The sequence below is a fragment of the Bradyrhizobium sp. 190 genome (assembly GCF_023073415.1).
In the GTDB taxonomy this organism is placed as follows: Bacteria; Pseudomonadota; Alphaproteobacteria; order Rhizobiales; family Xanthobacteraceae; genus Bradyrhizobium.
Genome location: NZ_JADPJL010000060.1, coordinates 226922 through 251567, shown reverse-complemented (window position 1 = coordinate 251567; position 24646 = coordinate 226922). Strand labels below are relative to the sequence as shown.

General features: G+C 62.5%; 14 protein-coding genes. All 14 read left to right on the top strand.

The features are described from left to right. The first annotated feature begins 76 nt into the window (after nucleotides 1-76). On the top strand, nucleotides 77-1378 hold the full coding sequence (locus IVB22_RS28440; protein ID WP_247520479.1) for a sugar ABC transporter substrate-binding protein: 1302 nt from the start codon (nucleotides 77-79) through the stop codon (nucleotides 1376-1378). 76 nt (nucleotides 1379-1454) lie between these two features. Further along, entirely contained in the window at nucleotides 1455-2342 is an 888-nt protein-coding gene (locus IVB22_RS28435) for a carbohydrate ABC transporter permease (protein ID WP_247520478.1), read from the top strand. Between the two features lie 6 nt (nucleotides 2343-2348). After that, nucleotides 2349-3176 carry a carbohydrate ABC transporter permease gene (locus IVB22_RS28430; protein WP_247520477.1) on the top strand — a complete coding sequence of 276 codons (828 nt, stop codon included), beginning with the start codon at nucleotides 2349-2351 and terminating at the stop codon, nucleotides 3174-3176. Between the two features lie 8 nt (nucleotides 3177-3184). After that, nucleotides 3185-4189 carry an alcohol dehydrogenase catalytic domain-containing protein gene (locus IVB22_RS28425; RefSeq protein ID WP_247520476.1) on the top strand — a complete coding sequence of 335 codons (1005 nt, stop codon included), beginning with the start codon at nucleotides 3185-3187 and terminating at the stop codon, nucleotides 4187-4189. A gap of 5 nt (nucleotides 4190-4194) precedes the next feature. After that, nucleotides 4195-5268 carry an ABC transporter ATP-binding protein gene (locus IVB22_RS28420; protein ID WP_247520475.1) on the top strand — a complete coding sequence of 358 codons (1074 nt, stop codon included), beginning with the start codon at nucleotides 4195-4197 and terminating at the stop codon, nucleotides 5266-5268. Then, on the top strand, nucleotides 5265-6224 hold the full coding sequence (locus IVB22_RS28415) for a sugar kinase (RefSeq protein ID WP_247520474.1): 960 nt from the start codon (nucleotides 5265-5267) through the stop codon (nucleotides 6222-6224). The genes IVB22_RS28420 and IVB22_RS28415 overlap by 4 nt, the downstream gene beginning before the upstream one ends. Beyond that, nucleotides 6221-7258 (top strand): tagatose 1,6-diphosphate aldolase, encoded by a 1038-nt coding sequence (locus IVB22_RS28410; RefSeq protein WP_247520473.1) that lies wholly within the window; start codon nucleotides 6221-6223, stop codon nucleotides 7256-7258. Before IVB22_RS28415 ends, IVB22_RS28410 begins: the two co-directional genes overlap by 4 nt. 47 nt (nucleotides 7259-7305) lie before the next feature. Continuing rightward, a complete protein-coding gene (locus tag IVB22_RS28405) occupies nucleotides 7306-8424 on the top strand; it encodes a mandelate racemase/muconate lactonizing enzyme family protein (RefSeq protein ID WP_247520472.1) in 1119 nt (372 codons plus the stop codon). A gap of 247 nt (nucleotides 8425-8671) precedes the next feature. Further along, nucleotides 8672-9820 carry an amidohydrolase gene (locus tag IVB22_RS28400; RefSeq protein ID WP_247520471.1) on the top strand — a complete coding sequence of 383 codons (1149 nt, stop codon included), beginning with the start codon at nucleotides 8672-8674 and terminating at the stop codon, nucleotides 9818-9820. Nucleotides 9821-10148: 328 nt separating this feature from the next. Further along, nucleotides 10149-12512, top strand: a complete 2364-nt coding sequence (locus IVB22_RS28395) for a TonB-dependent siderophore receptor (protein ID WP_247520470.1) — start codon at nucleotides 10149-10151, stop codon at nucleotides 12510-12512. Between the two features lie 381 nt (nucleotides 12513-12893). After that, a complete protein-coding gene (locus IVB22_RS28390) occupies nucleotides 12894-13124 on the top strand; it encodes an MbtH family protein (protein ID WP_247520469.1) in 231 nt (76 codons plus the stop codon). A gap of 21 nt (nucleotides 13125-13145) precedes the next feature. Next, entirely contained in the window at nucleotides 13146-13901 is a 756-nt protein-coding gene (locus tag IVB22_RS28385; protein WP_247520468.1) for a thioesterase II family protein, read from the top strand. Beyond that, nucleotides 13870-14838, top strand: a complete 969-nt coding sequence (locus tag IVB22_RS28380; RefSeq protein ID WP_247520467.1) for a TauD/TfdA family dioxygenase — start codon at nucleotides 13870-13872, stop codon at nucleotides 14836-14838. The genes IVB22_RS28385 and IVB22_RS28380 overlap by 32 nt, the downstream gene beginning before the upstream one ends. A 3-nt stretch (nucleotides 14839-14841) precedes the next feature. After that, complete coding sequence (locus tag IVB22_RS28375; protein WP_247520466.1) at nucleotides 14842-24645, top strand: non-ribosomal peptide synthetase; 9804 nt, start codon at nucleotides 14842-14844, stop codon at nucleotides 24643-24645. Nucleotide 24646 lies beyond the last annotated feature (1 nt).

Below are 24646 nucleotides of genomic sequence, written 5' to 3'. Positions count from 1 at the left end.
GGCGGTGCTTAGGATGTAAACGGTTTCACAATGGCGCTGCCGAACAGGCGGATAAGCCGGGTCAGGGAGGAGTTCAATGAACGCCAGAATGTTTGCGGCGCGCGTCGCGTTGCCGGTTCTCGCGGTCGTCGCCGTCAGCGCACAGGCAAGTGCGGCCGACTTTGATTGGAAGAAGTTCCAGGGCAAGACCGTCACGTTCCTCGCCAACAACAATCCCGTGTCGCAGGCGTTGCTGAGCTACAAGGCCGATTTCGAGAAGCTCACGGGGATAACGCTCAAGGTCGACGGCTATCAGGAGCAGCAGATGCGCCAGCGGCTGGTCACCGTCATGAACGCGCGCAGCGACGAGGTCGATGTGTTCATGACGCTGCCGTCGCGCGAAGGCGAGCAGTTCGCCGTCTCTGGCTGGTATGCCGATCTGTCGGCCATGTCGAAGAACGAGGCGGCAACGGACTACGACCTTGCCGGCCTGAGCCAGGCGCTGCTCAAGGCCGGGACGTTCAGCGGCAAGCTGACCAGCATGCCCATGAATATCGAGGGGCCTATCCTTTATTACCGCACCGACATTCTGAAAAAATGCGGTGTCGAGAAGCCGGCGACCATCAAGGATGTCGAAGCCGCGGCACAAAAGATCAAGGCCTGCGACTCTACCATCACGCCGTTTGTCTCGCGCGGGCTGAAGCCCGCGGTCGCCTACACCTTCAGCAACATGCTGCACAATATCGGCGGCAGCTACATGGCAAACGGAAAGTCCAATCTGTGCTCGCCGAAAGGCAAGGAGACGCTGGATACCTACAGCCGGTTGCTGCGCGACTATGGCCCGCCCGGCGTCGTCAACTACAGCTTCCAGCAGATATCGGCGCTCTATCGCAGCGGCCGCGCCGCGATGTCGTTCGAATCCTCCAATGAACTGCGCACCGTGATGGATGGCGGCGAGCGGCTCAAAGATACCGGGCTGGCGCCGTTCCCGGCGGGCGAAGCCGGGCAGGTGCCGACCGCGATCGGCTGGGGCATGGCGGTGTCCGCGTACAGCAAGCAGCCGAGTGCCGCCTGGTATTTCGTGCAATGGGCGACGAGTCCGGAGATTCAGAAGCGCATGGCGCTGCAGGGGATCGCGCCGCCACGGCCGGCGGTCGCCAATGATCCCGAATACCGCAAGTGGATCGATGCCGAGCCGGTGCGCAAGGAATGGCAGGCCGCGCTCGACGTGCTCGCAACGAAGGGATCCTCCGAGGTCGGCTACCCGATCGTCGCTAATCCGCAATCGCGCGAATTCATCGGTCAGGCCGTGCAGGATCTGATTCTGAAGCAGAAGACCGTCGATCAGGCCTGTGCCGATGCGGACAAGGAGCTCGATGCGCTGATCGCGCAAAAGTAACGGCCACGGACGCCGGCCCGGTCAAGGCGGCCGGCGCGAGGTCGACGGGTGGAATGATCTGAAAGGAAGTAGACGCATGTCGGATGCCGCTGCGACATTGACGCAGGATCGGCAGAGGCTGGAGCTGTCGGCGCTGTCGGCGCCGGCAGTGATCTTCACTGTCGCGATGATCGCGTTCCCGGTCGTCTACACGATCTGGCTCGGCTTCCAGAGCTTTTCGTCGACCGGCCAGCAGTCCTTTGCGGGCCTGGCGAACTACGCGAAGCTCGCCTCCGATTACGAGTTCTGGCACGGGCTATGGGTCACCATTGCGCTTTACGTGCTCTCGCTGTTTCTGCAACTCGTGTTCGGCGTCTGGCTGGCGCTGGTTCTCTTTCACGCCAAGCGCCTGCCCGGGATCGTGCGGTCGATGTTCATCTCGCCCTTCATGATGCCGCCGGTGGTCGCCGGCATGATGTGGCTCGTGATCCTCGATCCGTCGCTCGGGGCGGCAAACTACATCCTGCAATCGCTAGGTCTGCCGCCGTCGGAGTGGCTGGCCTCGCCGACCTGGGTCATTCCCACCGTCGCGCTGATCGACAGTTGGCAATGGACACCCTATGTCGCGCTGATCGTGCTCGGCGGGCTGCAGTCGCTGCCGCCGAGCGTCTATGAAGCCGCCCAGATCGACGGCGCTTCGCCGTTCAAGACCTTCCAGCGCATCACGCTGCCGCTTTTGCTGCCGACCATCGTCACCGCAGCCATTCTGCGCAGCGTCGATCTTTTGCGCTTCTTCGACATCATCTATATCACCACCCAGGGCGGCCCCGGCAACGCGTCGAACACGCTCAACATCTACGGTTTCCGGGTCGGATTTGAATTCTTCAACATCGGCTATGCCAGCGCGCTGATGCTGACGCTGACCGCGATCGTGTTCGGCGCAGTGCTTGCGTTCAACCGCCTGCGCGGCGCGGTCGCCTGGTAGGTGCAGATGACCGACGCACCGACCACCGACCGCTGGATCCGCCACCTCAACCTGCTGCAGCTCGTGCTCGCGGGCATCATCATCATGACGCCGACGGTATGGATGGTGCTGTCGTCGCTAAAACCCTCGTTCGAGGTCACGGCCTATCCGCCGACGCTTGTCTTCTCGCCGACGCTGGAGAACTACGTCGAGCTCATGAAGACGACACCGTTCGTGAGCTATGCGGTCAACAGCCTGATCGTCACCATCGGCTCAACCAGCCTCGGACTCCTGTTCGGAATTCCCGCGGCCTTCGCCGTGTCATGGACCCGGATTTCCTGGCCGGCCATCCTGACGCTGGCGGCGCGCATGGCGCCCGGCACGCTGTTCCTGCTGCCCTGGTACGTCATGTTCCGCCAGGTCGGCATGATCGGCTCCTACACGGCACTCATTCTCAGCCACGCCGTCATCACGCTGCCGATCGTGATCTGGGTGCTGATGCCGTCCTTCGACGGCATCCCGCGCAGCGTGTTCGAAGCAGCCCAAGTCGACGGCTGCAGCGTGACGCGGATCCTCTGGCGGATTGCGCTGCCGCTGGTCGGCTCGGGCGTCGCGGTTGCGGCGATCCTGGCCTTCGTCTTCTCCTGGAACTACTTCCTGTTCGCGCTGGTGCTGTCGAACGGCGACAGCAAGACGCTGATCGCGGCCGCCTTCAACTTCATCGGCGAAGGCTCGACACAATGGGGCGCGCTGATGGCTGCGGCGACGCTGATTGCGCTGCCGCCGCTCATTCTCGCCGCGCTGGTTCAGCGCTGGCTGGTCTCCGGGCTGACGCTCGGCGCCGTAAAGGGTTAGGTGCTCCGATGAATGTCTCTCCGCTTGCCAATTCGATCATGCGGGCCGCCGTCTTTCACGGCCACGAACGCATCACCATCGAGCGTGTGACGATGCCGGAAGTGGCTGTTGGCGAGGTGCTGGTGCGCGTCTCGCGCACCGCCCTGTGCGGTTCCGACTTCAAGCTTTGGCACAAGGGCGCGGAATTCACGGCCGGCCACGAAATCTTCGGCGTGGTCGAGCAGCCGGGCCATCGCCTGCATGGCCGCCGCTGTGCCGTCTATATCCCGCTTCATTGCGACCGTTGCGCCGCCTGCAAGCGCGGCGATACGCAGATGTGCCTGGAAGTATCTAGCCTGATCGGCTGGAACCGGCCGGGCGGCTATGCCGAATATGTGCCGGTGCCGGAGAACTGCCTGCTGGAGGTGCCCGACGACATCGAGGACAGCCTCGCGCCGCTGCTGCTCGACGTGATCGGTACCTCGGGCCATGCTGTGCGGTTCGTCAGCCGCGTGGTGCCGCCCGGGGAAGCTAGCCCAGTTTTGGTGATGGGCGCGGGGCCGGTCGGGCTTGGCGTCGTGCTGGCGTTGCGCAGCCTCGGCTATGACGACATCCATGTCGCCGATCCGAATGCTGTGCGGCTTGCCATCGCGCAATCCTTCGGCGCAAGAGCGCACCCGGTCGGCGACACCTCGAAACGCTTTGCACTGATCATGGAATGTTCGGGCGCGCATGCGGCGCGCAACCTCGGCATCGAACTCGTTCTGCCGCGCGGCGCGCTGGTGCTGGTCGGCGAGAACGCCGTGCCCTGGACCATCGAGGAAGGCAAGGTTTTCCGCCGCAAGGACTTCTACATGATCCGCACCTTCTATTTCCCGATCGCCGATTTCGAACCGAACGTCGCGCTGCTGCGCCGCTACAAGGACGAATACCGCGTCCTCGTCGACGGCGAGTTCGGCCTTTCGAGCTTGCCGGAAAATTTTGCACGCTTCGCCAAGGGCGAGCTGATCAAGCCCGTGCTGGCGCTGGACTGACGATCATGGCCTCTATCTCGATCCGCAACCTCATCAAGCGCTACGGCACCTTTGCCGTGATCCCCGATCTCAATCTCGAAATCGCCGATCACGAGTTTGTCGTCTTTGTCGGCCCTTCCGGCTGCGGCAAGTCCACGCTTCTCCGGATCATCGCAGGGCTCGAGCCGATCACGGCAGGCGAAGTCTATATCGGCGACAAACGTGTCAACGGGATCCCGGCGGCGCAGCGCGATATCGCCATGGTGTTCCAGGACTACGCGCTCTATCCGCATATGCGCGTCTACGAAAACATGTCCTTTGCGCTCGAGCTGCGGGGTACGCCGAAGGCCGAGATCGATGCGCGGGTGAAACGCGCCGCGACGCTGCTGCATATCGAGCCATATCTCGACCGCAAGCCGAAGGAATTGTCCGGCGGCCAGCGTCAGCGCGTGGCGATGGGCCGCGCCATCGTGCGCAATCCCAAGGCCTTTCTGTTCGATGAGCCGCTCTCCAATCTCGATGCAAAGCTTCGCGGCCAGGTGCGGGCCGAAATCAAGGCATTGTCGCAGGAGCTCAAGACCACGATGGTCTTCGTCACCCATGATCAGATCGAGGCCATGACCATGGCCGACCGCATCGTGGTGTTGCAGAGCGGCACGGTGCAGCAATACGACACGCCGGAGGCAGTCTATGAGCGGCCGGCCAACCAGTTCGTGGCGGGCTTCATCGGCTCGCCGGCGATGAATTTCTTTCCGGTCGAGTGGCGCGGAGAGGACGTGGTGTTTTCCCAGGGCGGCGCGACGGTGCCGCTTCCCAAAGAGAGCTGCGCCCCGCTGCGCAGGGCGGGCAAGGGCGTGCTTGGAATCCGTCCCGAGCACTTCGCCGTGGCGCCGGATCCGGCCGACGGCACCGCCGTGACGATCAAGCTGGTCGAGCCGCTCGGCTCGGATACGCTGATCCATTTCGACCTCGCAGGCGCCTCCGCGATTGCGCGCGTCGATCCGTCGCTGCGGCCGAAGGTCGGCGATCTCCTCAGCCTTCGCCCGCAGCCGGGAAAAACCCATCTGTTCGACAGCAGTGACGGCCAGGTGCTGCAGTGACCGCGCGCGAGGGGACCGAAGATCGCGAGGCGATCGCGGATATTGCGTCGAGCGCGGAGCGGGTCCGTATCGTCTGCCTTGGGCTCTCTGCGCTCGATCAGGTCTGGCGCGTCGACCGGTTTTTTGGAGGGCAGAGCGAGAAGATCAGGAGCCTGGACTATTCGACGCTCGGCGGCGGGATGGCGGCAAACGCCGCCGTGACCGGTGCACGGCTCGGCGGCTCGATCGCGTTCTGGGGCCGCGCCGGAGACGACGCCGCAGGGCGCGAAATGCGGTCGGCGCTCGCTGCCGAAGGAATCGACGTCGCAAACTTCAGATTATTTCAGGATGGACGCTCCTCGGTCTCGGGGATCATCGTCGACAGATCCGGCGAGCGGCAGATCGTGAATTTTCGCGGGGCCTTTCCCGAGGCGGCCGATTGGCTGCCGCTGAATGAAGTGGCGCAGGCGTCCGCGGTGCTTGCCGATCCGCGCTGGGTCGAAGGCGCCGTCGCGCTGTTTGGCAAGGCGCGCGCGCTCGGCATTCCGACCGTGCTCGACGGCGATGTGGCCGACGCCGAAGTGTTCGAGCGCCTGCTGCCGCTTACCGATCACGCCGTTTTCTCCGAGCCTGCGCTCGCTTCCTTTGCCGGATCGGCTGATGGTGCAGCGCTGACCAAGCTCGTGCGGTTCAATTGCCGTGTCATCGCCGTCACGCGCGGCAGCGAAGGGGTGAGCTGGTACGAGAACGGCCGCCTGCAGCGGCGTGCCGCATATCCTGTTTCCGTCGTCGATACGACGGGCGCCGGCGACGTCTTCCACGGCGCCTATGTCTTTGCAATCGGCGCGGGCCTTGAGGTGCAGGATGCCATGGCATTCGCCGCTGCGGCCGCCGCGCTGAAATGCACCCATTCGGGCGGCCGCGCCGGAATTCCTTCCATCAATGACTGTCTTGCCTTCATGAGGACGCACCAATGAGAACGATCGGAAAGAACCGGGGCATCGCGCGCCTGGCGGATGCGGATGGCCACTTTCGCATGGTTGCGCTGGATCAGCGGCCGCCGCTGTTCGACGCCATCGCGCAGGCAAAGGGCGTTACGCGCGAGCAGGTCGAATATTCCGACGTAACCGCCGCCAAGCGGCTGCTCGTGGAAAGCCTCTCGCCGCATTGCAGCTCGATGCTGTTCGATCCGAACTTTGCGGTGCCTGCCGCCATCGACCTGCTGCCCGCGCGTTGCGGTCTCATCATGACGCTCGAGGAGCACCGCGTCGAGGAGACAGCGGGCGGCCGCAAGTCGCGCGCCATTGCCAATTGGAGTGTGGAGAAGATCCGTGCGATCGGCGGTGACGCGGTCAAGGTGCTTGCCTGGTATCGTCCCGACGCCGACCCCGACGTCAACGAACACCAGAAGAGGTTTGTGCGCGAGATCGGACAGGACTGCGCGCGCTACGACATTCCCTATGTGCTGGAGCTCCTGGTCTATCCATTCCTCGGCAGCGCCAATCATACCGCTGATTATGTGGAATCGCCCGGCAAGCTGCCGGGACTCGTGATCGACAGCGTGCGCGAGTTCGCCAAACCGGAATATGGCGTCGACCTGCTGAAGCTGGAGAGCCCGCTTGCCGCCAACAGCCTGCCGCCGCGGGACGGGAGCGCGGCGGCGCAAGCCGCGCAGAAAGAGTTCGACGCCATCGGCGCGATCTGCCGCGAGCGGAACATTCCCTGGGTGTTGCTGTCAGGTGGTGCTGCGCCCGAGAAATTCGAGCGCGTGCTGGAGTTCGCCTATGCGGCTGGCGCCGGCGGCTTCCTTGCGGGGCGCACGATCTGGCTTGACGCCGTTCGCAAGCATTTCCCGGATCGTGCGGCGGTCGCGGCAAGCCTGCGCAAGGACGGTGTTGCGGTGCTTGAAAGCCTCAATGCGCTGACAAAGGCAAAGGGCACGCGATGGAAGGCACGCTTTCCCGCCTTTGGCGAGATCAAGCAGGAAGGCGATTTCGCGCGCGCGTACTAGCTGTGTCGTGACCTGATCGTTACCAAGTGAGATCGCTGGATCCAAAGATGGCCTTCTCTGTTCGCACAATCCAGGCGTTTTGCTATCGTTATCCGCTGTCGACGCCGGTGGTGACCTCGTTCGGCCGCATGCTGAACCGTCCGGCGGTGTTCGTTCGCGCCGAAGACGAAGGCGGCGTTGTCGGCTGGGGCGAGGTCTGGTCGAACTTTCCTTCGACGGGTGCCGAACATCGGGCGCGGCTCGTCAATGAGGTGCTCGCGCCAGCGGTAACAGGGTGCGAGCTTGAGGGGCCCGCGCAGGCTTTCGAGATTCTCACGCAAGGCACCGCGGTGCTGGCGCTGCAGTGCGGGGAACCCGGGCCGTTCGCCCAGGCCATTGCAGGAATTGATCTTGCGCTGTGGGATCTCCACGCGCGCCGGCAACGGCAGCCGCTGTGGCGATTGCTCGGCGGTCATTCCGGCAAGATCAAGGCGTACGCCAGCGGCATCAATCCCGGCGGAGCGCGGCAGACCGCCGAAGCAGCCTTGAAGCGCGGGCATCGCGCGCTGAAGCTCAAGATCGGATTCGATATGGCAACGGATCTCGCCAATCTGGCAGCGCTGCGCGCCGTTGTTGGCGGTGGCATGCTGGCGGCGGACGTCAATCAGGGCTGGTCGATCGATCGGGCGCTGGAAATCGTGCCACGGCTCGGCGAGTTCGGTTTGCGATGGCTGGAAGAACCGCTTCGTGCCGATCGTCCCCGGCAGGAATGGCGGAGGCTGCGCACAAGCGCCGGCATGCCGCTTGCGGCCGGCGAGAATATTGCGAGCCGGGAAGCCTTCGAACAGGTTCTTTCAGAGGACGTGCTTGATGTCGTGCAGCCGGATATCGCCAAATGGGGCGGGCTGACGATCTGCTGCGGACTGGCGAAGGATATTCTGAAGGCGGGCAGGACCTTTTGCCCGCATTATCTCGGTGGCGGCATAGGACTGCTTGCTTCCGCACATTTGCTCGCCGGTGCCGGAGGCGACGGCTGGCTGGAAGTGGACGTCAATGACAATCCGCTCCGCGATCGCTTCTGCGGACCAGTCTTCGACGTGTCCGAGGGCATTGTCGTGCTGAACGAGGAGCCGGGCCTTGGAATTATGCCCGATGTTTCATCGATCGAGCGCTACCGCACGCTATAGGACAGGCGTTTCAATCGATCTATCTCCGCTATGGCAGTGCCGGTTCTGGTGCGAAACTGGTGCGGGCGACGCCATTCTGCTGTCCGGCAACGCAGTGGCGAGCAGCGCAACCGGTCGCGCGCAGGCGTGCCAACCAATGATAGCGATTGTCTTGCAGGTGAACATTCTGAATGCATGTGGCCTCGCAGGCCATGTAATCATCGATGCTCAAGTCTGATCCGTTTCCCCCCAATATAGAGAGCTACTCATGTTCCTGACCGATCACGAACTGGCAGAATTGATTGCGTGGCGACACGATCTCCACGGCAAGCCTGAGCTATCCGGACAGGAAGAGAAGACCGCAAAAGCCGTGCAGGCGCTTCTCCATGCAACTGGCGCCGACAAGGTCGTCACGGGACTTGGCGGGCATGGCGTGCTCGGGATCTATGACGGCGACGCACCTGGCCCGACGATCATGCTTCGGGCCGAGCTCGATGGATTGCCGATCCAGGAGACCTCGGAGCTTGCATATCGGTCATCCGTGCCGGGAAAGGCCCATCTCTGCGGTCATGACGGTCACATGACCATTTTGGCAGCGGTCGCGCGTGGTTTGAGCCGGCAACGCCCAAGGCGCGGACGCGCCGTACTCTTGTTCCAGCCGGCTGAGGAGGACGGGTCCGGCGCGGCTGCCGTCCTTGCCGATACGAAGTTTGAGCAGGTGCGGCCCGATTTTGTTTTCTCGCTGCACAATTTGCCGGGACTTCCTCTCGGGCATGTTTCGGTCGCGGAAGGCTTGGTCAATTGCGCCTCGCGCGGGATGCAGATCGTGTTGTCCGGGCGAACCGCACATGCATCCAGTCCCGAGCTTGGGGTCTCGCCGAAAGGAGCGATCGCAAGACTGCTGGACGAAATTACCGCGCTCGGCCGGGGAGGGACACTGGACGACGCGTTCTCAATGGTAACGGTCACCCATGCGAGATTGGGAGAACCTGCGTTCGGTATCTCGCCCGGTCATGCCGAGCTTTGGGTGACGCTCAGGACGCTGACCGATTCGACAATGGAGAGGGTTCGTTTGCAAGCAGAAGGTTTGGTCCAGCAGGTGGCGGCCGGCGAGGGGTTGAAGGTGGAGATTACCTACCGCGACGTTTTCAGCCATTGCCTGAACAACGCGGAGGCCGTTGCCCACCTCAGAAGCGCACTCGATGCAGAAGGCGTGCGCCATTCTGTGGAAGGCCTCCCGCTGCGGGGATCGGAGGATTTTGGACGGTTCAACTACCGATCAAAGGCCGCGATGTTCTTCCTTGGCGCAGGGGAGAAGCATCCCGGCTTGCACGAACCGAACTATGATTTTCCGGATGAACTCATTGGAATTGGCGCAAAAGTCTTCATGCGGACGCTGCGTAACCTGCTGGATTGAAAAGATTCGAACGTGGGCAAGGCGACAATGACTGGTTCAATCTGCGTCGTGCTGGACGGTCATGCAGAAGATTAGAACGAATAAAAATTAGAAAGATTCAAAACGCGCAGGCGTGGAGAATCTTGAGAACGAAATTCATCCGCTCGAGCGCTCAAGAATCTTGGTGCGAAAATTTAGAGCAATCAGACGATGTGTGGTGTTGCTCTATCGTCACTAACGAAATGTGTTGTGTACACACACCATCACCTTAGATGACTTCTACTCGCCGTTTCCACTCCGGAAGTTAGAACGAGCCCCGTGACCTGCTTGTGGGCTTTGGGGTGGAAGTATGACGTATCAAGTCGCGGCCAGAAATGTTGTGCGCGCTGTTTCGCTGGGAGCGGTGAGTTATCTTGCTCTCTCTCTGGACTTTGCAAGCGGTCAGAAAGCGTTCGCGCAAGCCAATTTGCCGCCCGTCACGGTCGATGCTCCAAGCCAGCAGCGAGCGCGGCCCGCGGCACGGAGATCGCAGACGTCGACGTCGCGCGTGCAGCGGCGCGTCGCTGCGCCGGCGCCTCGTCGTGCTGAGCCGGTTCCGTATGTGGTGCCTTCGACCGGAACTCTCGGTGCGCCTCCGGCTCCCTACGCTGGTGGACAAGTGGCGACAGGCGGTAGCCTGGGCCTTCTGGGCAACCGGGGTGTGATGGATACGCCCTTCAACCAGACGAGCTACACGGCGGAGCTGATTGCGAATCAACAGGCGCGCACGATCCGCGACGTTCTGATGAATGATCCTTCGGTGCGGGTCATCCAGGCAGCGGGCGGCGGCGCCGACAGTCTGTTTGTTCGCGGTTTTTATCTCGACAGCGGCGATTACGGGCTGAACGGCCTATACGGAATCGCGCCGTATTACTCCATCGGGGCGAATTTCATCGAGCGCGTCGAAGTATTAAAGGGCCCGAGCGCTGTGCTCAACGGCATGACTACTGGCGGTACCGGTGTTGCGAGCGGCGGTGCCGTCGGCGGCAGTGTCAACCTCGTCACCAAGCATGCTCCCGACATCGATATTACACGGCTGACGAGCACTTACGTTTCTAAATCGCAGTTCGGCGGGAATATCGACGTCAGCCGGCGCTATGGTGAGCATAAGGAGTGGGGCGTTCGGCTAAACAGCACCTACTCAAATGGTAATACGCCGTGGAACCGTCAGACCGACGAATTCGGCAACGTCCACCTTGGCCTTGACTATCGGGGCGAGAACGCGCGCTTGGCGGTCGATCTCGGCTACCAGGCCGACAATCTGAATCCGCCCATGCGTTTCTTTAACATACCCGCAACAACAACGCTTATTCCTCCTCCGCCGAAAGCCGGACACAATTTCCAGGTTCCGTGGGCCTATTACGCGCCAACGGATTTCTTCTCGACTGTAAAAGGCGAGGTCGATGTAAACGACTGGGTCACTGCGTATGCGTCGTTTGGCTATCACGACAGCAACATCAACTATGCCTATCCTTCGCCCAACCTCTCCAATGTCGCGCCGGGCGCGTTAACGTCGCCTCCGGGGGCATTCCAGTTGGGAGGTCTGTGGTCGCGTCCGTTTGCGGGCAAGGAGACGTTCGAGACGCTCGCGGGTGAGACTGGCATTCGTGCAAACGTCGACACGGGTCCCGTCAATCACGCGTTCAACATCAACTACTCCATCAACGACCGAACCTATAACCAAAAGGTCTGGACGCGGTCGGCTAGTCCTCTCGCCGACATTATTTTCTGGAACCTCTACACCGATCCGACCAATATTCCCAAGCCCAATTTCACGACATTGTCTGCCAGTCAGCTAACCAACGTGAATATCACAAGCGTCGGCGTTTCCGACACCATGTCCCTGCTCAACAAGCGTATTCAGCTGACGGTCGGGGTTCGTCGCCAGACAGCTGGCAGCGAGGTGACGAATTATCTCACGCCCGGTCTGAGCAGGCCGGAGACAGATATGTCCGTATGGACCCCGGCTTATGCTCTTGTGTTGAAGCCGGTCGAGAACATCTCGCTGTACGCAAACTATATCGAAGGACTGCAGACGCCGCATGTCGTGGGTACCGGGTTCACCAATATCGGGACCGTGTTCCCTCCCGGCCAGACCAAGCAGGCTGAAGCGGGCGTGAAGATCGATACGGGCCGTCTGACGACGACCATGAGCGTGTTCGATATTACGCAACCAAGCATCATTGCGGTTGGCACCGTCCAACTTCTCAATGGCGAGCAGCGCAATCGTGGCGTCGAACTCAACGTATTCGGCGAGATCACACCCGCGATCCGGTTGCTCGGTGGTCTGGCCTTGATCGATGGCAAGCAGGTCAAGACGGCCAATAACGGCGCGACAGACGGCAGGACTGCGGTCGGCGTTCCAGCAGTCACCGCCAATATCGGTGCGGAGTGGGATACGCCGTTCATGCGTGACCTGACGCTCACGGGAAGGGTCATTTATACCAGTTCGCAGTATGTCAACGTAACCAACACCCTCACGCTTCCGGAATGGACGAGGGTCGATATCGGAGCGCGATACACCTTTACGTCGCCTTGGAACGGAAAGCCGATCGTGATCCGCGCTAACATCGAGAACGTCTTCAACGAAGCTTATTGGGCATCGGCCTACAGCGGTGTGATCACACTTGCCGCCCCTCGCACCTATCTCTTGTCGACGACGTTCAACTTCTGAACGTTCGCCGTTCTCGTCGCTTGCAATACGCGCCGCCGCGGATCTCGTCCGCGGCGGTTTTTCTTTGGTCTGCATTGTCAGCAAAGTGCACTTATCGAAATTGATGACAATGTGATGAAAAGATTCTCCGAACACTGATGTGCGATTTTCGAATCTCGAAAATTGTTCCGACCTCACAAACTAGAATTGCAAGAAACTGCGTATCGTTTTGAAAATCAGTGACTTGTATGCGCATTCGCGCGTAAGCGCGGAGGTTGCATCGTGTCACGCTGTCGCCACCTTGGAGCTATTAAAAACTTCGGCGCCGATATTGCTTTGACCATCATTTGCTTCTGACCTAGTCAAACGCCATTGCTTTCGTTTTCTGAAAGGGGCCGAACCATGATGGTGTTCGACAGAGACGACGTCACCTTCGCCGTCGTTATCAATCACGAAGAGCAATATTCCATCTGGCCGACGTTCAAGGAAATTCCAAACGGCTGGAAAGCGGTGGGCAAGACCGGCAGCAAGAAAGAATGCCTGGATCACATCGAACAGGTGTGGACCGACATGCGTCCGTTGACGCTTCGCAAATTCATGGACGAAACGGCGCCTCCGCAAAAATCGGCTTGATAAACGGAGTCTTGTCTTCCGATGCGGCTCTTTTGTCTGCCTTACTCCGGCGGCAGCGCTATGTTCTATGCGCGGTGGCGCAGGCTGCTGCCCACGTGGATCGATGTCCGACCGGTCGAGTGGCCCGGGCGCGGCGCACGCATGGACGAACCATTGGCGACCGATCCCCGAGTGCTCGCATCGCAGCTCGCTGCGGAACTTCATGCGCAGCTTGATGCTCCCTACGCTCTGTTTGGCCATAGCCTCGGTGCGCTGATTGCGTTCGAACTCGCGCACAGTCTGGGCGATCGTGGCGCGCCCGCGCCAGCCATTCTCTTTGCGTCGGGCGCCGAGGCGCCGTCTGTTCGCGATGGCAGCAAATGGCGCCTGCCGTTGAGCGACGATGCACTGCTGGAGGAGCTGCGCAACCTGCAGGGCACGCCGGATGAAGCGCTGTCGAATCCGGAACTCATGCGATCGGCATTGCCGGTGCTGCGCGCCGACTTCCTGATGTGCGGGGCATATGCCTATCGGTCGCGGCACCCGTTGCCGTGTCCGGTGCACGTCTTCGGCGGCATCGACGACGAGACCAGCCGCGAATCGCTGCAGGCTTGGCGGCAGGAGACCTCGGCGGCATTCACGCTCGACGTGCTGCCGGGTCATCACTTCTTTATTCACACCCAGCAAGCCGAACTGCTCGACCTGATCGGATCGGCCCTGGCCCGACAATCGGGGCGATCGATTGGTTCGCATCGGAGCGAGGATCATGAGCGCATTCTCCGTCCAGCCACTCATTGAGGGCAATACCCTTCCGTTGTTGCTTAGGGCCGACAAGGTCGGGCAGCCGCTGGGTGCGGCGCTTCCCATGCTGCGCGATACCATCGATCGGCATCTGACCGATTGCGGGGGCATCGTGTTTCGCGATTTCTCCCTCGATGGCCCCGACGGCTTTCGGGCTTTCGCGGCCGATTTCGGTCATCCGCTGCTGACGTACGAGTTCGGGTCGACGCCGCGTTCGCAGGTTACGTCCGGCGTCTATACTTCTACCGAATATCCGCCGCACCAGCACATCCCGTTGCACAACGAGCAGGCCTATACACGCGATTGGCCGATGAAAATCTGGTTCTATTGCATGCAGCCGGCGCAGGAGGGCGGCGAGACACCGATCGCCGACAGCCGCGCCATCCATCGCGATATGCCGCCGGCCATTCGGGAGCGCTTCGCCGAGAAGGGCGTGATGTATGTGCGGAACTACGGCAACGGCCTCGACGTCGACTGGCAGAAGGTGTTCGGCACTGATTCAAGGCCGGAGGTCGAAGCCTATTGCGCCGGGCATGACATCGAATGCGAGTGGAAGGAAGACGGCGAGCTTCGCACGCGCCAGATCTGCCAGGGCACGGCGCGCCATCCGGTAACGGGGGAGTGGGTCTGGTTCAATCAGGCGCATTTGTTCCACGTCTCCAACCTGGAGCCGGAAGTTCGCGAGAGCCTGCTCGACGTGGTCGGTGACGAGGTCGATCTGCCGCGTAACGTCTTCTACGGCGACGGTTCTCCGATCGACGATGAAACGCTGTCCGCCGTTCGCGACGTTCTCGAGACGCACAAGATCAGTTTTCCCTGGCAGGCCGGCGACGTGGTCATGCTCGACAACATGCTCACCGCGCATGCGCGCGCACCGTTCAAGGGGCCGCGCAAGGTGATCGTCGCCATGGCGGAAGCTCATCGGCAGCGCTGATCGGTGGAATTTTCGATCGCGTCCGCACTGGATTTCGAGAAGATGTACAAAGACAATCTCGTCGAACGATTACGCGACCACGCCAGCTTACGTCCCGATCGGGTGGCGCTGCGCTTCCTTGAGGGAGACGATGTCGCCGACGAGCTGACATTTGCCGCGCTCGACGCCAGGATTCGATCGGTCGCAGCTCGGTTGCAGCAGTTGGGTGGCGCGGGCGAGCGGGCGGTCATTCTTCTGCCCAGCGGGCTCAACTATGCCGTGGCATTCTACGCCTGTCTGTATTCAGGCGTGATCGCCGTTCCGGCGTATCCGCCGGAGGGCGGTCCCGAACGCTATGCAGGACGTCTCAACGGCATTCTGCGCGATGCGGCGCCTCGCTTCATCCTGGTGGAAACGGCTCTCCGTTCCGCTGTGGAAGCAGCGCTTCCCGAACGGGCCAACGTCCAGATTATTGCGGTGGATGCGATCCCGCCGGAACTCGCTGCGGAATGGCGAGAGACGAGGCCCGCGGAGAATAGCGTCGCCTTCCTGCAGTACACGTCGGGATCGACATCGCAACCGAAAGGCGTCTGCGTCTCGCACGGTAATCTGACGGCCAATGAGAAAGCCATCCAGGCTGCAGCCAAGGGAACGCTCGACGACGTCTTTGTGAGTTGGCTGCCGCTCTATCACGACATGGGATTGATCTGCGGATTGTTGAATCCACTGTTCACCGGCTTCACCGCCGTTCTGATGTCGCCACGCAATTTTCTCGAGCGGCCGCGGCGCTGGCTTGAGGCCATCGATCGTCATGGCGGAACACTGAGCGGTGGACCTGATTTCGCTTACGCACTCTGTGCCGATCGCATTTCCGATGAAACGATCAGCCGGCTCGACCTGAGCCGCTGGAGGTTCGCATTCTCTGGTTCGGAGTTCGTGCGGCAAAGCACGCTGCAGAGGTTCGGAGAACGATTCGCGCCGGCCGGCTTCAATCGGCGGGCGTTGACCGCCTGCTATGGCCTGGCTGAGGCGACGCTGCTGGTAACGGCGGGCGATCCTACGGCCGAGACACTCAGCTATACCCTCGATACGGCATCACTTGCCGCCGGCCGCATTGCGAGCGCCGGCGAAGGCACCGACCTCGTGGCATGCGGTCAAACCGCAGCCGGCCATGCCACACGCATCATGCGCATCGACGGATCGGCTGCGGCGCAGGCTGACGAAGTCGGCGAGATCTGGGTCGCCGGTCCGAGCGTCGCGCTCGGATACTGGAACAATCCCGAGGCGACGTGCAAAGCCTTCGTCGAGCACGATGGCGCGCGCTGGTTGCGTACCGGAGATATCGGCTTCGTCAGGGACGGCGCGCTGGTCGTGACCGGGCGGCTCAAGGATCTGCTGATCGTTCGCGGGCAGAACGTCTATCCCACGGATGTCGAGCAGGCGGTCGAAGCCGATGTCAAATCGGTCCGTAGCGGACGCGTTGCCGCGTTCGCGGTCGAAATGGATGGACGGGAAAGCATTGGCGTGGCGGCAGAGTTCAGCCGTACCGTCCTCAAGCGCAACGATCCCCAAGCTCTCGCGCATGCGATCGGCGAGGCGGTGCTCCGGCAGGCGCAGGAATACCCGGCCGTCATCGTCCTGCTGAATCCGCAAGCGATGCCGCTGACGACTAGCGGTAAACTGCAGCGCTCGGCCTGCGCCGCACGCTGGGCCAACAATACGCTCGACAGTTTCATGGTCTTCGAAAGAGGGCGCCGCCGCGATGGAGCGCCGTTGACGGCGCCGGCGACTGATACCGAGCGCGCCCTGGCGTCGATCTGGTGCGACGCGCTTGGCGTAAGGGCCGTGCATCGAGAGGACGATTTCTTTGTGCTGGGCGGAAATTCGATCGCGGCCGGGCAGGTCGCCGCCGCGATCCGCGAACGCTTCGGTGTCGAGCTCGAGCTGCGCAGCTTCTTTGACGCGCCGACGCTTGCATCCCTCGCAGGCCATATCGACGCCATCGTGCGTGACGACACCAGGAGGGTGCTGCCACCGATCCCGCGGGCAACGCCGGCCAGCCGCGCGACCTTGTCTCATGCGCAGGAACGGCTGTGGTTCCTCTGGAATATGGACCCCGGCGGAACCGCCTACACGGTCGCGAGCGCGATCCGGCTGAAAGGAAAGCTCGATCATGCCGCCTTGTCGCGCGCGATCAGCGAAGTCGTTCAGCGCCACGAAGTGCTACGCACCACGTTCGTCGCCATCGACGGTCGCGGAAAGCAGGTCATTCACGATGCCATGAGCGTTGGGATCAGGCACGAGGATCTCCGGTCATATTCCGCGCGCGACCGTGCCGAGCATGCTGCGGAGCTCAAGCGGTCCGAACTCGCCAGGCCCTTCGACCTCGTGAACGGTCCACTATTGCGGGTGGCTCTGCTCCGGTTCGGAGACGATGAGCACGAATTGCTGCTGCTTGCCCATCACATCGCCGTCGATGGATGGTCACTCGACGTTATGCTCGAAGAGCTGGCCGGGCTCTATCGCAACGGCATCGGGCAGGACGCAGGTCGGCCGCCAATTCCGATGATTCAGTATGCGGATTTCGCAGCCTGGCAGCGAAACTGGCTCGCGGGCGGTGAGGGCGATCGGCAGTTCGCGTATTGGCGCGGGAAACTGGGCGATGCGCACCCCGTGTTGGCTCTGCCGCATGACCGGCCGCGTATGGCAACGCAAAGTCATGCCGGGGATACGGTCGCTCTTGCGATCGACGGCGCGCTGGCTGCCCGGCTCCGTGAAATCGCCGGAAAGCATCGGGCGAGCGTCTTCATGCTGCTGCTCGGGGCGTATCAGGCGCTGTTGCATCGTTATACGGGGCAGAGCGATTTGCGCGTCGGCGTTCCGGTCGCAGGGCGTCGCCACGCGCAGCTTGAGCGGTTGATTGGATGTTTCGTCAACACGCTGGTGCTGCGTGCCGAGATCGCCGATGAAGCAACGTTTCCGGAGCTGCTCCGACAGGTCAAGGAAGCGGTAATCGAGGCGCTGTCCCATCAGGATCTTCCGTTCGAAATGCTTGTCGACGGAGTGCGCCCCGAACGCAGCGGCGGACACAATCCGCTGTTCCAGGCCAAGTTCAACTATATGACGGCGCCGCGGGGATTCGATGGCGTCGAAGGGCTCACCGCCGAGGTCGACATCATGGACCTCGCGGGTTCGCATTTCGATCTCGCGCTTGATATCGTCGATGGCGCCGCTGGCATGAAGGCGACCTTCAACTATGCCACCGATCTGTTCGATACGCCGACGATCGCGCGGCTGGCGGCACAGTTCGGTTCGCTGCTGCGACAGATCGCCGAAGATGCGGAACGCCGGATATCGGATTTCGTCATCGACGACGCGAACCGCCAGCTCGTGCCGAGCCAGACCGCCGCGTTTGGATTCACCGATGTAGTCAGCCTTCATCGCGGGTCGACAGCCGACAGGCAGATGGCGGTTGCCGTCCGATGCGGCAGCGAGACATTGACCTTCGCAGACCTTGAGCAAAGGTCGAACCGCATCGCCCATATGCTCGCTGGCAGAGGCGTGACACGCGAGGTGCCGGTTGCGCTGTGGATCGAGCGCTCGCCGGCTTTTGTCGTGGCGCTGCTCGGGGTGCTGAAGGCCGGTGGCGCTTATGTGCCGCTCGATCTGAAATGGCCGTTGGAGCGCGTCCGTCGCATTCTGAAGGATGGGGGCATCGACATCGTGCTGGCGACTGGCGAGAAGCTGGCGGAAGCGCGTGCGTTCGATTGCCCTGTGCTCGATGCGGAAGCCGAAGCGGCGCGCGAGGAAACATCGAGCGCGCCGCCCGGCAATTTGATTCACCCGGCGCAGACCGCTTACGTCATCTATACGTCCGGATCGACCGGGGCGCCCAAGGGCGTTGCTGTCTCACACGGCGCGCTGGCCAATTACGTGCAGGCGCTGCTGCAGCGCGTGCAGCCGTCACCGATAGCGAACATGGCGATGGTTTCGACCGTAGCGGCCGATCTCGGTCACACCGTTCTGTTCGGCGCGCTTGCCTCCGGCGTGACGCTGCATCTGTTGTCTCCGGAAATGGTGTTCGATGCGGATTCGTTCGCGCAAGCCATGCGGGATGGCGAAGTCGGCATTCTCAAGATCGTACCCAGCCATCTGCGCGGCCTGTTGCAGGCATCGCGGTCGGCCGATCTCCTGCCAACCGACGCGCTCATCCTCGGTGGAGAGGCTTGCGACGCAGCGCTGTTGAATGAGATCCGGCAGTTGCGGCCGCAATGCCGGATATTGAATCACTACGGGCCGACCGAAACCACGGTCGGCGCGGTTACGCATGAATGGCAGGCCGCAAGCGAGACGGGTCCGGTTCCTATAGGCGTGCCGCTCGCCAACCTGCGCGCCCATGTGCTGGACGATGCACTGAACGAAGTGCCGATTGGGGTCAGTGGCGAACTCTACATCGGAGGCGCCGGCCTGGCGCGGGGCTATCGGGGCGCGGCCGGCCTGACTGCCGAGCGGTTCGTGCCGAATCCGTTCGACCCTTCTGGCGATCGGCTGTATCGAACCGGTGATCGCGTTCGCTGCGACCGGGCAGGCCGACTGGTGTTCCTCGGCCGTACCGACGATCAGATCAAACTGCGCGGCTACCGCATCGAGCTTGGCGAAGTCGGCCGCGCGATCAAGGCTCTGCAAGGGATCGATGATGCGGTGGTTGTCGCGCGCGCCATCGGCGCGAGCGCCGAACGCCGGGAACTCGTGGCTTATTGCGTACCCGCGACCGGCGCGACAGCGCAGCCGGACGTGATCAAGCAGCAACTGGCTGCGATCGTGCCGGAATACATGGTGCCATCGCACATTGTTATCATGCAGCGGCTCCCGCTCACGGCCAACGGCAAGATCGATCGCAAGGCGCTACCCGAGCCGGCTGGAGAGACAGTTGCGTCGAGCTATGCCGCGCCTGTGGGAGACACCGAGGAGGCGATTGCAGCGGTATGGCGCGAGGTGCTCGGTCGCGAGCGCATCGGCCGCAACGACAATTTCTTCGAGCTCGGCGGCGATTCAATTCTCAGCCTGCAGATCATCGCGCGCTTGCGCAAGCGCGGCATCCGCCTCACCCCCAAGCAGGTTTTTGGCCAGCAAACCGTGGCCGGGTTGGCAACGGTCGCCGCCATCACGGCAGCACCCGCTGCGAAGAAGGAGAATCCGGGCACGAAGATATCGGCCGATGGCGAGGCGGCAACTGGCATGCGTCATTTGCTGCCGATTCAGACTCGCTTCCTCAGCGAGGATATCGGCAACCGGAATCACTGGAACCAGGCGGTGCTGCTGGTCCCGCAAACAAAGACGGACTGGGAGACGCTGCGAGGTGCGCTCGCGGCGATCGTGGATCACCACGATGCTTTGCGCATGCGGTTCGGGCAGGTCAACGGAAAGTGGCGGGCCGAGCAGGGCGCTGCGCCGGCGCCGTCGGAACTGCTGTGGGTTCGTGCAGACGTTGGCGATGCGACGCAGGTTGCCGCGCTAGCATCGGCGGCGCAGGAAAGTCTTTCGCTGTCTTCGGGCCCCCTGCTGCGCGCGGTAGGGATGGATTTCGCGGATGGCGGGCAACGACTGCTGATCGCGATCCATCATCTGGTGGTCGACGGCGTGTCCTGGCGAATTCTGCTGGAGGATATTGCCTCGGTCTACGACCAATTGAAGCAAGGTGCTGGCGCCGCAACGCTGTCGCCGAAGAGCGATTCCTATGCGTCCTGGGGCGAGCGGTTACATTCCTACGCGACGACCAGGGAGCTTGCGGACGAACTGCCGTTCTGGCTCGATTGTGGGGCGGGCCAAAGCCTGCCATGCGACGATGATCATGGCAGCGTCGATCTCGTCGGTGACGCCGAGGAGGTGTCGCTGGTCTTCGATGCCGAGTTGACGTCAAGGCTGTTGCAGGACGCGCCCACAGCCTATCGGACGCAGGTCAATGATTTGATGCTGGCGAGCCTGGCGCGCGCCGTCTCGCGCTGGAGCCGACGCGACGATCTGACGATCGAACTCGAAGGCCACGGCCGTGAGGACATATTTGCCGGTGCGGATATTTCTCGTACCGTGGGCTGGTTCACGACGGCCTTCCCGGTGCGGCTCCATGGAGCGGCGAGCGACGACGCCTCCCTGATCAAGGCGGTCAAGGAGAAGTTGCGCGCCGTCCCGAATCGCGGGCTCGGCTACGGCGTGTTGCGCTATCTCGGCTCCGACGTCCAGCGCAATGCCCTGGCGCAGTTGGCGGAGCCGCAGATCGTTTTCAACTACCTCGGCCGGTTCGATGGCAGCGTTGGTACTTCCCAGCGCTTCGCCTTTGCGCCCGAGGGCTCCGGTCCGTCTCGCAGCGCTGCGGCTCCTTTGCGAGGATGGCTGAACATCACCGCTATGGTGCGTGAAGGCTGTCTGCAACTGTCCTTCGGATATGGACGCAAGCGCTATCGGCGCGAGACGGTCGAGCGGGTTGCCGGGCTTTACGAGTCCGCCCTGCGCGAGCTGGTGGCGCATTGCTGCACCGGCGCGTCTGGTCTCACGCCGTCGGACGTTGCATTGTCCGGACTCGGTCAGGCCGATCTCGATCGGCTGGAAGCGACTTTGGATCTCCGCGGCATCGAGGACATTTATCCGCTTTCGCCGATGCAGCAGGGCATGCTGTTCCACGCGGTCCGGGATGGCGAGAACGATGCCTATGTGAATCAGGTTGGGCTCGAGCTGTTCGGTTTCGATGCCGACAAGCTTCGAACCGCGTGGCAGGCGGTGAGCGACCGGCACGCCGCGTTGCGGACCGGCTTTGTGTGGAAGGGCTTTTCCGGCCCGGCCCAGCAAGTGGTGCACCGTCACGTGATGGTGCCGTTCACCGAAGACGATTGGCGCGATCGAGCGGCGGCGCTGGAACGCGCCGAGGTGGATGCCGCGCTGGCGGAAGCATCGCGGCAGGAACGCGAAAGCGGCTTTGATGTCTCGCAGCCGCCGTTGCAGCGCGTGCGTTTGATCCGGCTCGACGACAGGCGTCACTGGTTGATCTGGACCCATCATCACATTTTCGTCGATGGCTGGAGCTCGGCCCGGCTGGTTGCAGAGGTGCTGCAGCATATGAATGGTGGCACGCCGCCGGTCGTGCAGGGCAGCTATCGCGACTACATCGCATGGCTGCAGGGCCGCGATCATGCAGGCGCCGAAAAATTCTGGCGCGATGCGTTGGCGGGGCTCGAAACGCCGACCCTGCTGGCGAGCACGCTGGTAGCGAGCAACAAGGCATCCGAGGCCGCAGGGCATGCCAGCATTGCGCTTGCAGTGAATACGGAGCTGACCGAGCGGCTGAAGGCCTTTGCGAAGCGCGAACGGGTGACGCTCAATACGCTCATACAGGGCGCGTGGGCGCAGTTACTGCGGCGACATTCGGGGCAAGCCGCTGTTTGTTTCGGGGTGACCGTATCGGGCCGGCCAGAGGAACTGCCAGGCTCCGAGGAGATCGTCGGCCTCTTCATCAACACATTGCCGATCGTCGCCGCGCCGAGCCCGCAAGCGAGTGTCGGCGACTGGCTGCGTCAATTGCAGGAACAGAACCTGGCTTTGCGCGAGCATGGCTGGACGCCGCTCTTCGAGATCCAGCGTCTCGCCGGCCATGCCGGGCAGACGCTGTTCGACAGCATCCTGGTGTTCGAAAACTATCCGATCGATGAGGCGTTGCGGCAAACCGGGGCGAGCGGCCCGCGCCTGGGGCACGTGCAACATGTGACGCCCACGAACTATGCGCTGGCGGTCGCCGTGTTTGCCGGAAGCGAGCGGCTCGACCTCGAGTTCAATTACGACCGGGCCCGATTCGACGAGACGGCAGTTCTGCGTCTTCGCGACATGCTGCACGGATTGCTGGAGCGGATCATAGCCAATACGGACCGTCCGCTCGGTAGTCTCGGATCAGCAGCCGATGACGAAGCGCGGCGAATTCTGGACTGGAGCGGTGCAGCGCGTCTGGCGTCGCCTGCTTCCTATGTCGGCGTCGTCACGTATATCGAGGCGCAAGCCGCGCAGGCGCCTTCTGCCGTTGCGATTGTGTGGGGCGAACAGCGCGTCAGCTATGGCGAGTTGAATGCCCGGGCGAACCAGCTTGCGCGACGGCTTCGCCTCTGGGACGTCGGTCCGGATCGCCTGATCGGCATCGCCTTGGCGCGCAGCCCGGAAATGACCGTAGCGCTGCTGGCTGTCCTGAAAGCAGGCGGCGCCTATCTCCCGCTCGATCCGGACTATCCGGCCGGGCGGCTCGCCCACATGCTGCGCGACAGCGCGGCGACGCTGGTATTGACGCAAAGCGCGCTGCTCGAACCGCTCGCGCCGGTTCTGCGTGAGACCGGGGTCGAGGCCTGGTGCATCGACGCACCGCAGCACCTCGCCGGCGAAGATACAGGCAACCTGAATGTCGAGATCCATCCGGACAGCCTGGCCTATGTGATCTACACGTCGGGATCGACGGGAATGCCGAAGGGCGTGGCGGTGTCGCACGGGCCACTCGCCATGCACTGCGAGGCGATCGGGCGGCTGTATCGCATGACGTCCCGCGACCGGGAATTCCAGTCGGCATCGATCAATTTCGACATTGCGCACGAGCGATGGCTGGTGCCGCTGATGACGGGCGGAGCACTCGTCCTGCCATCCAGGCCAGGTCTTTTGATCGACGATCTCGTCGAGGAGATCGAAAGCAATTCGGTAACATCGATCTTTCTGCCGCCGGCCTATGCGGATCAGTTGAGCGCAGCGTTGCGGCAGAGCGGGCGCAGGCTTGCGATCAGGGCATGCATTGTGGGCGGCGAAGCCTGGTCGGATACCGGAATAAAGGCGCTTCGCCAGGCCGCCAATGTGGAGCTCCTGATCAACGCCTATGGCCCGACCGAGACGGTGATCGCGCCGACGGCGTGGCTCGTCGACGACGCCGCGTTGACGCCGGGGCAGCCGGCGCCGATCGGACGTCCCGTCGGTGTCAGGTCCGCCTACATCCTCGACGCCGACCTCAACGTCGTGCCCGTTGGTGTCACCGGCGAACTTTTCATCGGCGGTCTCGGGCTGGCTCGGGGCTACCTGAATCGGGGCGCACTTACGGCGGAAAGGTTCATCCCGGATCCGTTCGGCGGTGACGGCGATCGCCTCTATCGGACCGGCGATCTCGCGCGGTGGCGGACCGATGGCGTGATCGAATATGTCGGCCGCGCGGACCAGCAAGTGAAGGTCCGCGGCTTCCGTATCGAGCTGGGAGAGATTGAAGCGCGTCTGATGGAGCAGCGCGGCGTGCGCGCCGCCGCCGTGGTGACACGCGAGAGCAGGACCGGGCGTCAGTTGATCGCCTATGCGAGCGGCGAACCGGTACTTGACGGCCGTGCATTGCGCGATGCGCTATCGGCCATTCTGCCTGATTACATGGTGCCATCGGCAATCGTGATACTCGAGCAGATGCCGCTGACCCCGAATGGTAAGATCGACCGGCGGGCGTTGCCGGCGCCCCACGAGGATGCCCAGGCTCGCCGCGGTTATGAGGCGCCCGAGGACGAGATCGAAATCGCGCTGGCGAAGATCTGGGCCGAGCTGCTCGGTGTCAGCCAGATCGGACGCAACGATCACTTCTTCGAGCTCGGCGGACACTCATTGCTTGCGGTGCGGGTGCTCAGCCGGGTGTCGCAGGAGATTGGCGTGTCGGTTCCGGTTTCAGATCTGTTCGTTCATCCCGAACTTGCATCATTCGCGCGCGTCGTGTCGATCAGGCTGATCGAGCAGGAATTCGGTACAGAAGAACTCCAGAGCCTGATCGCGGCGGGGCAGTGAA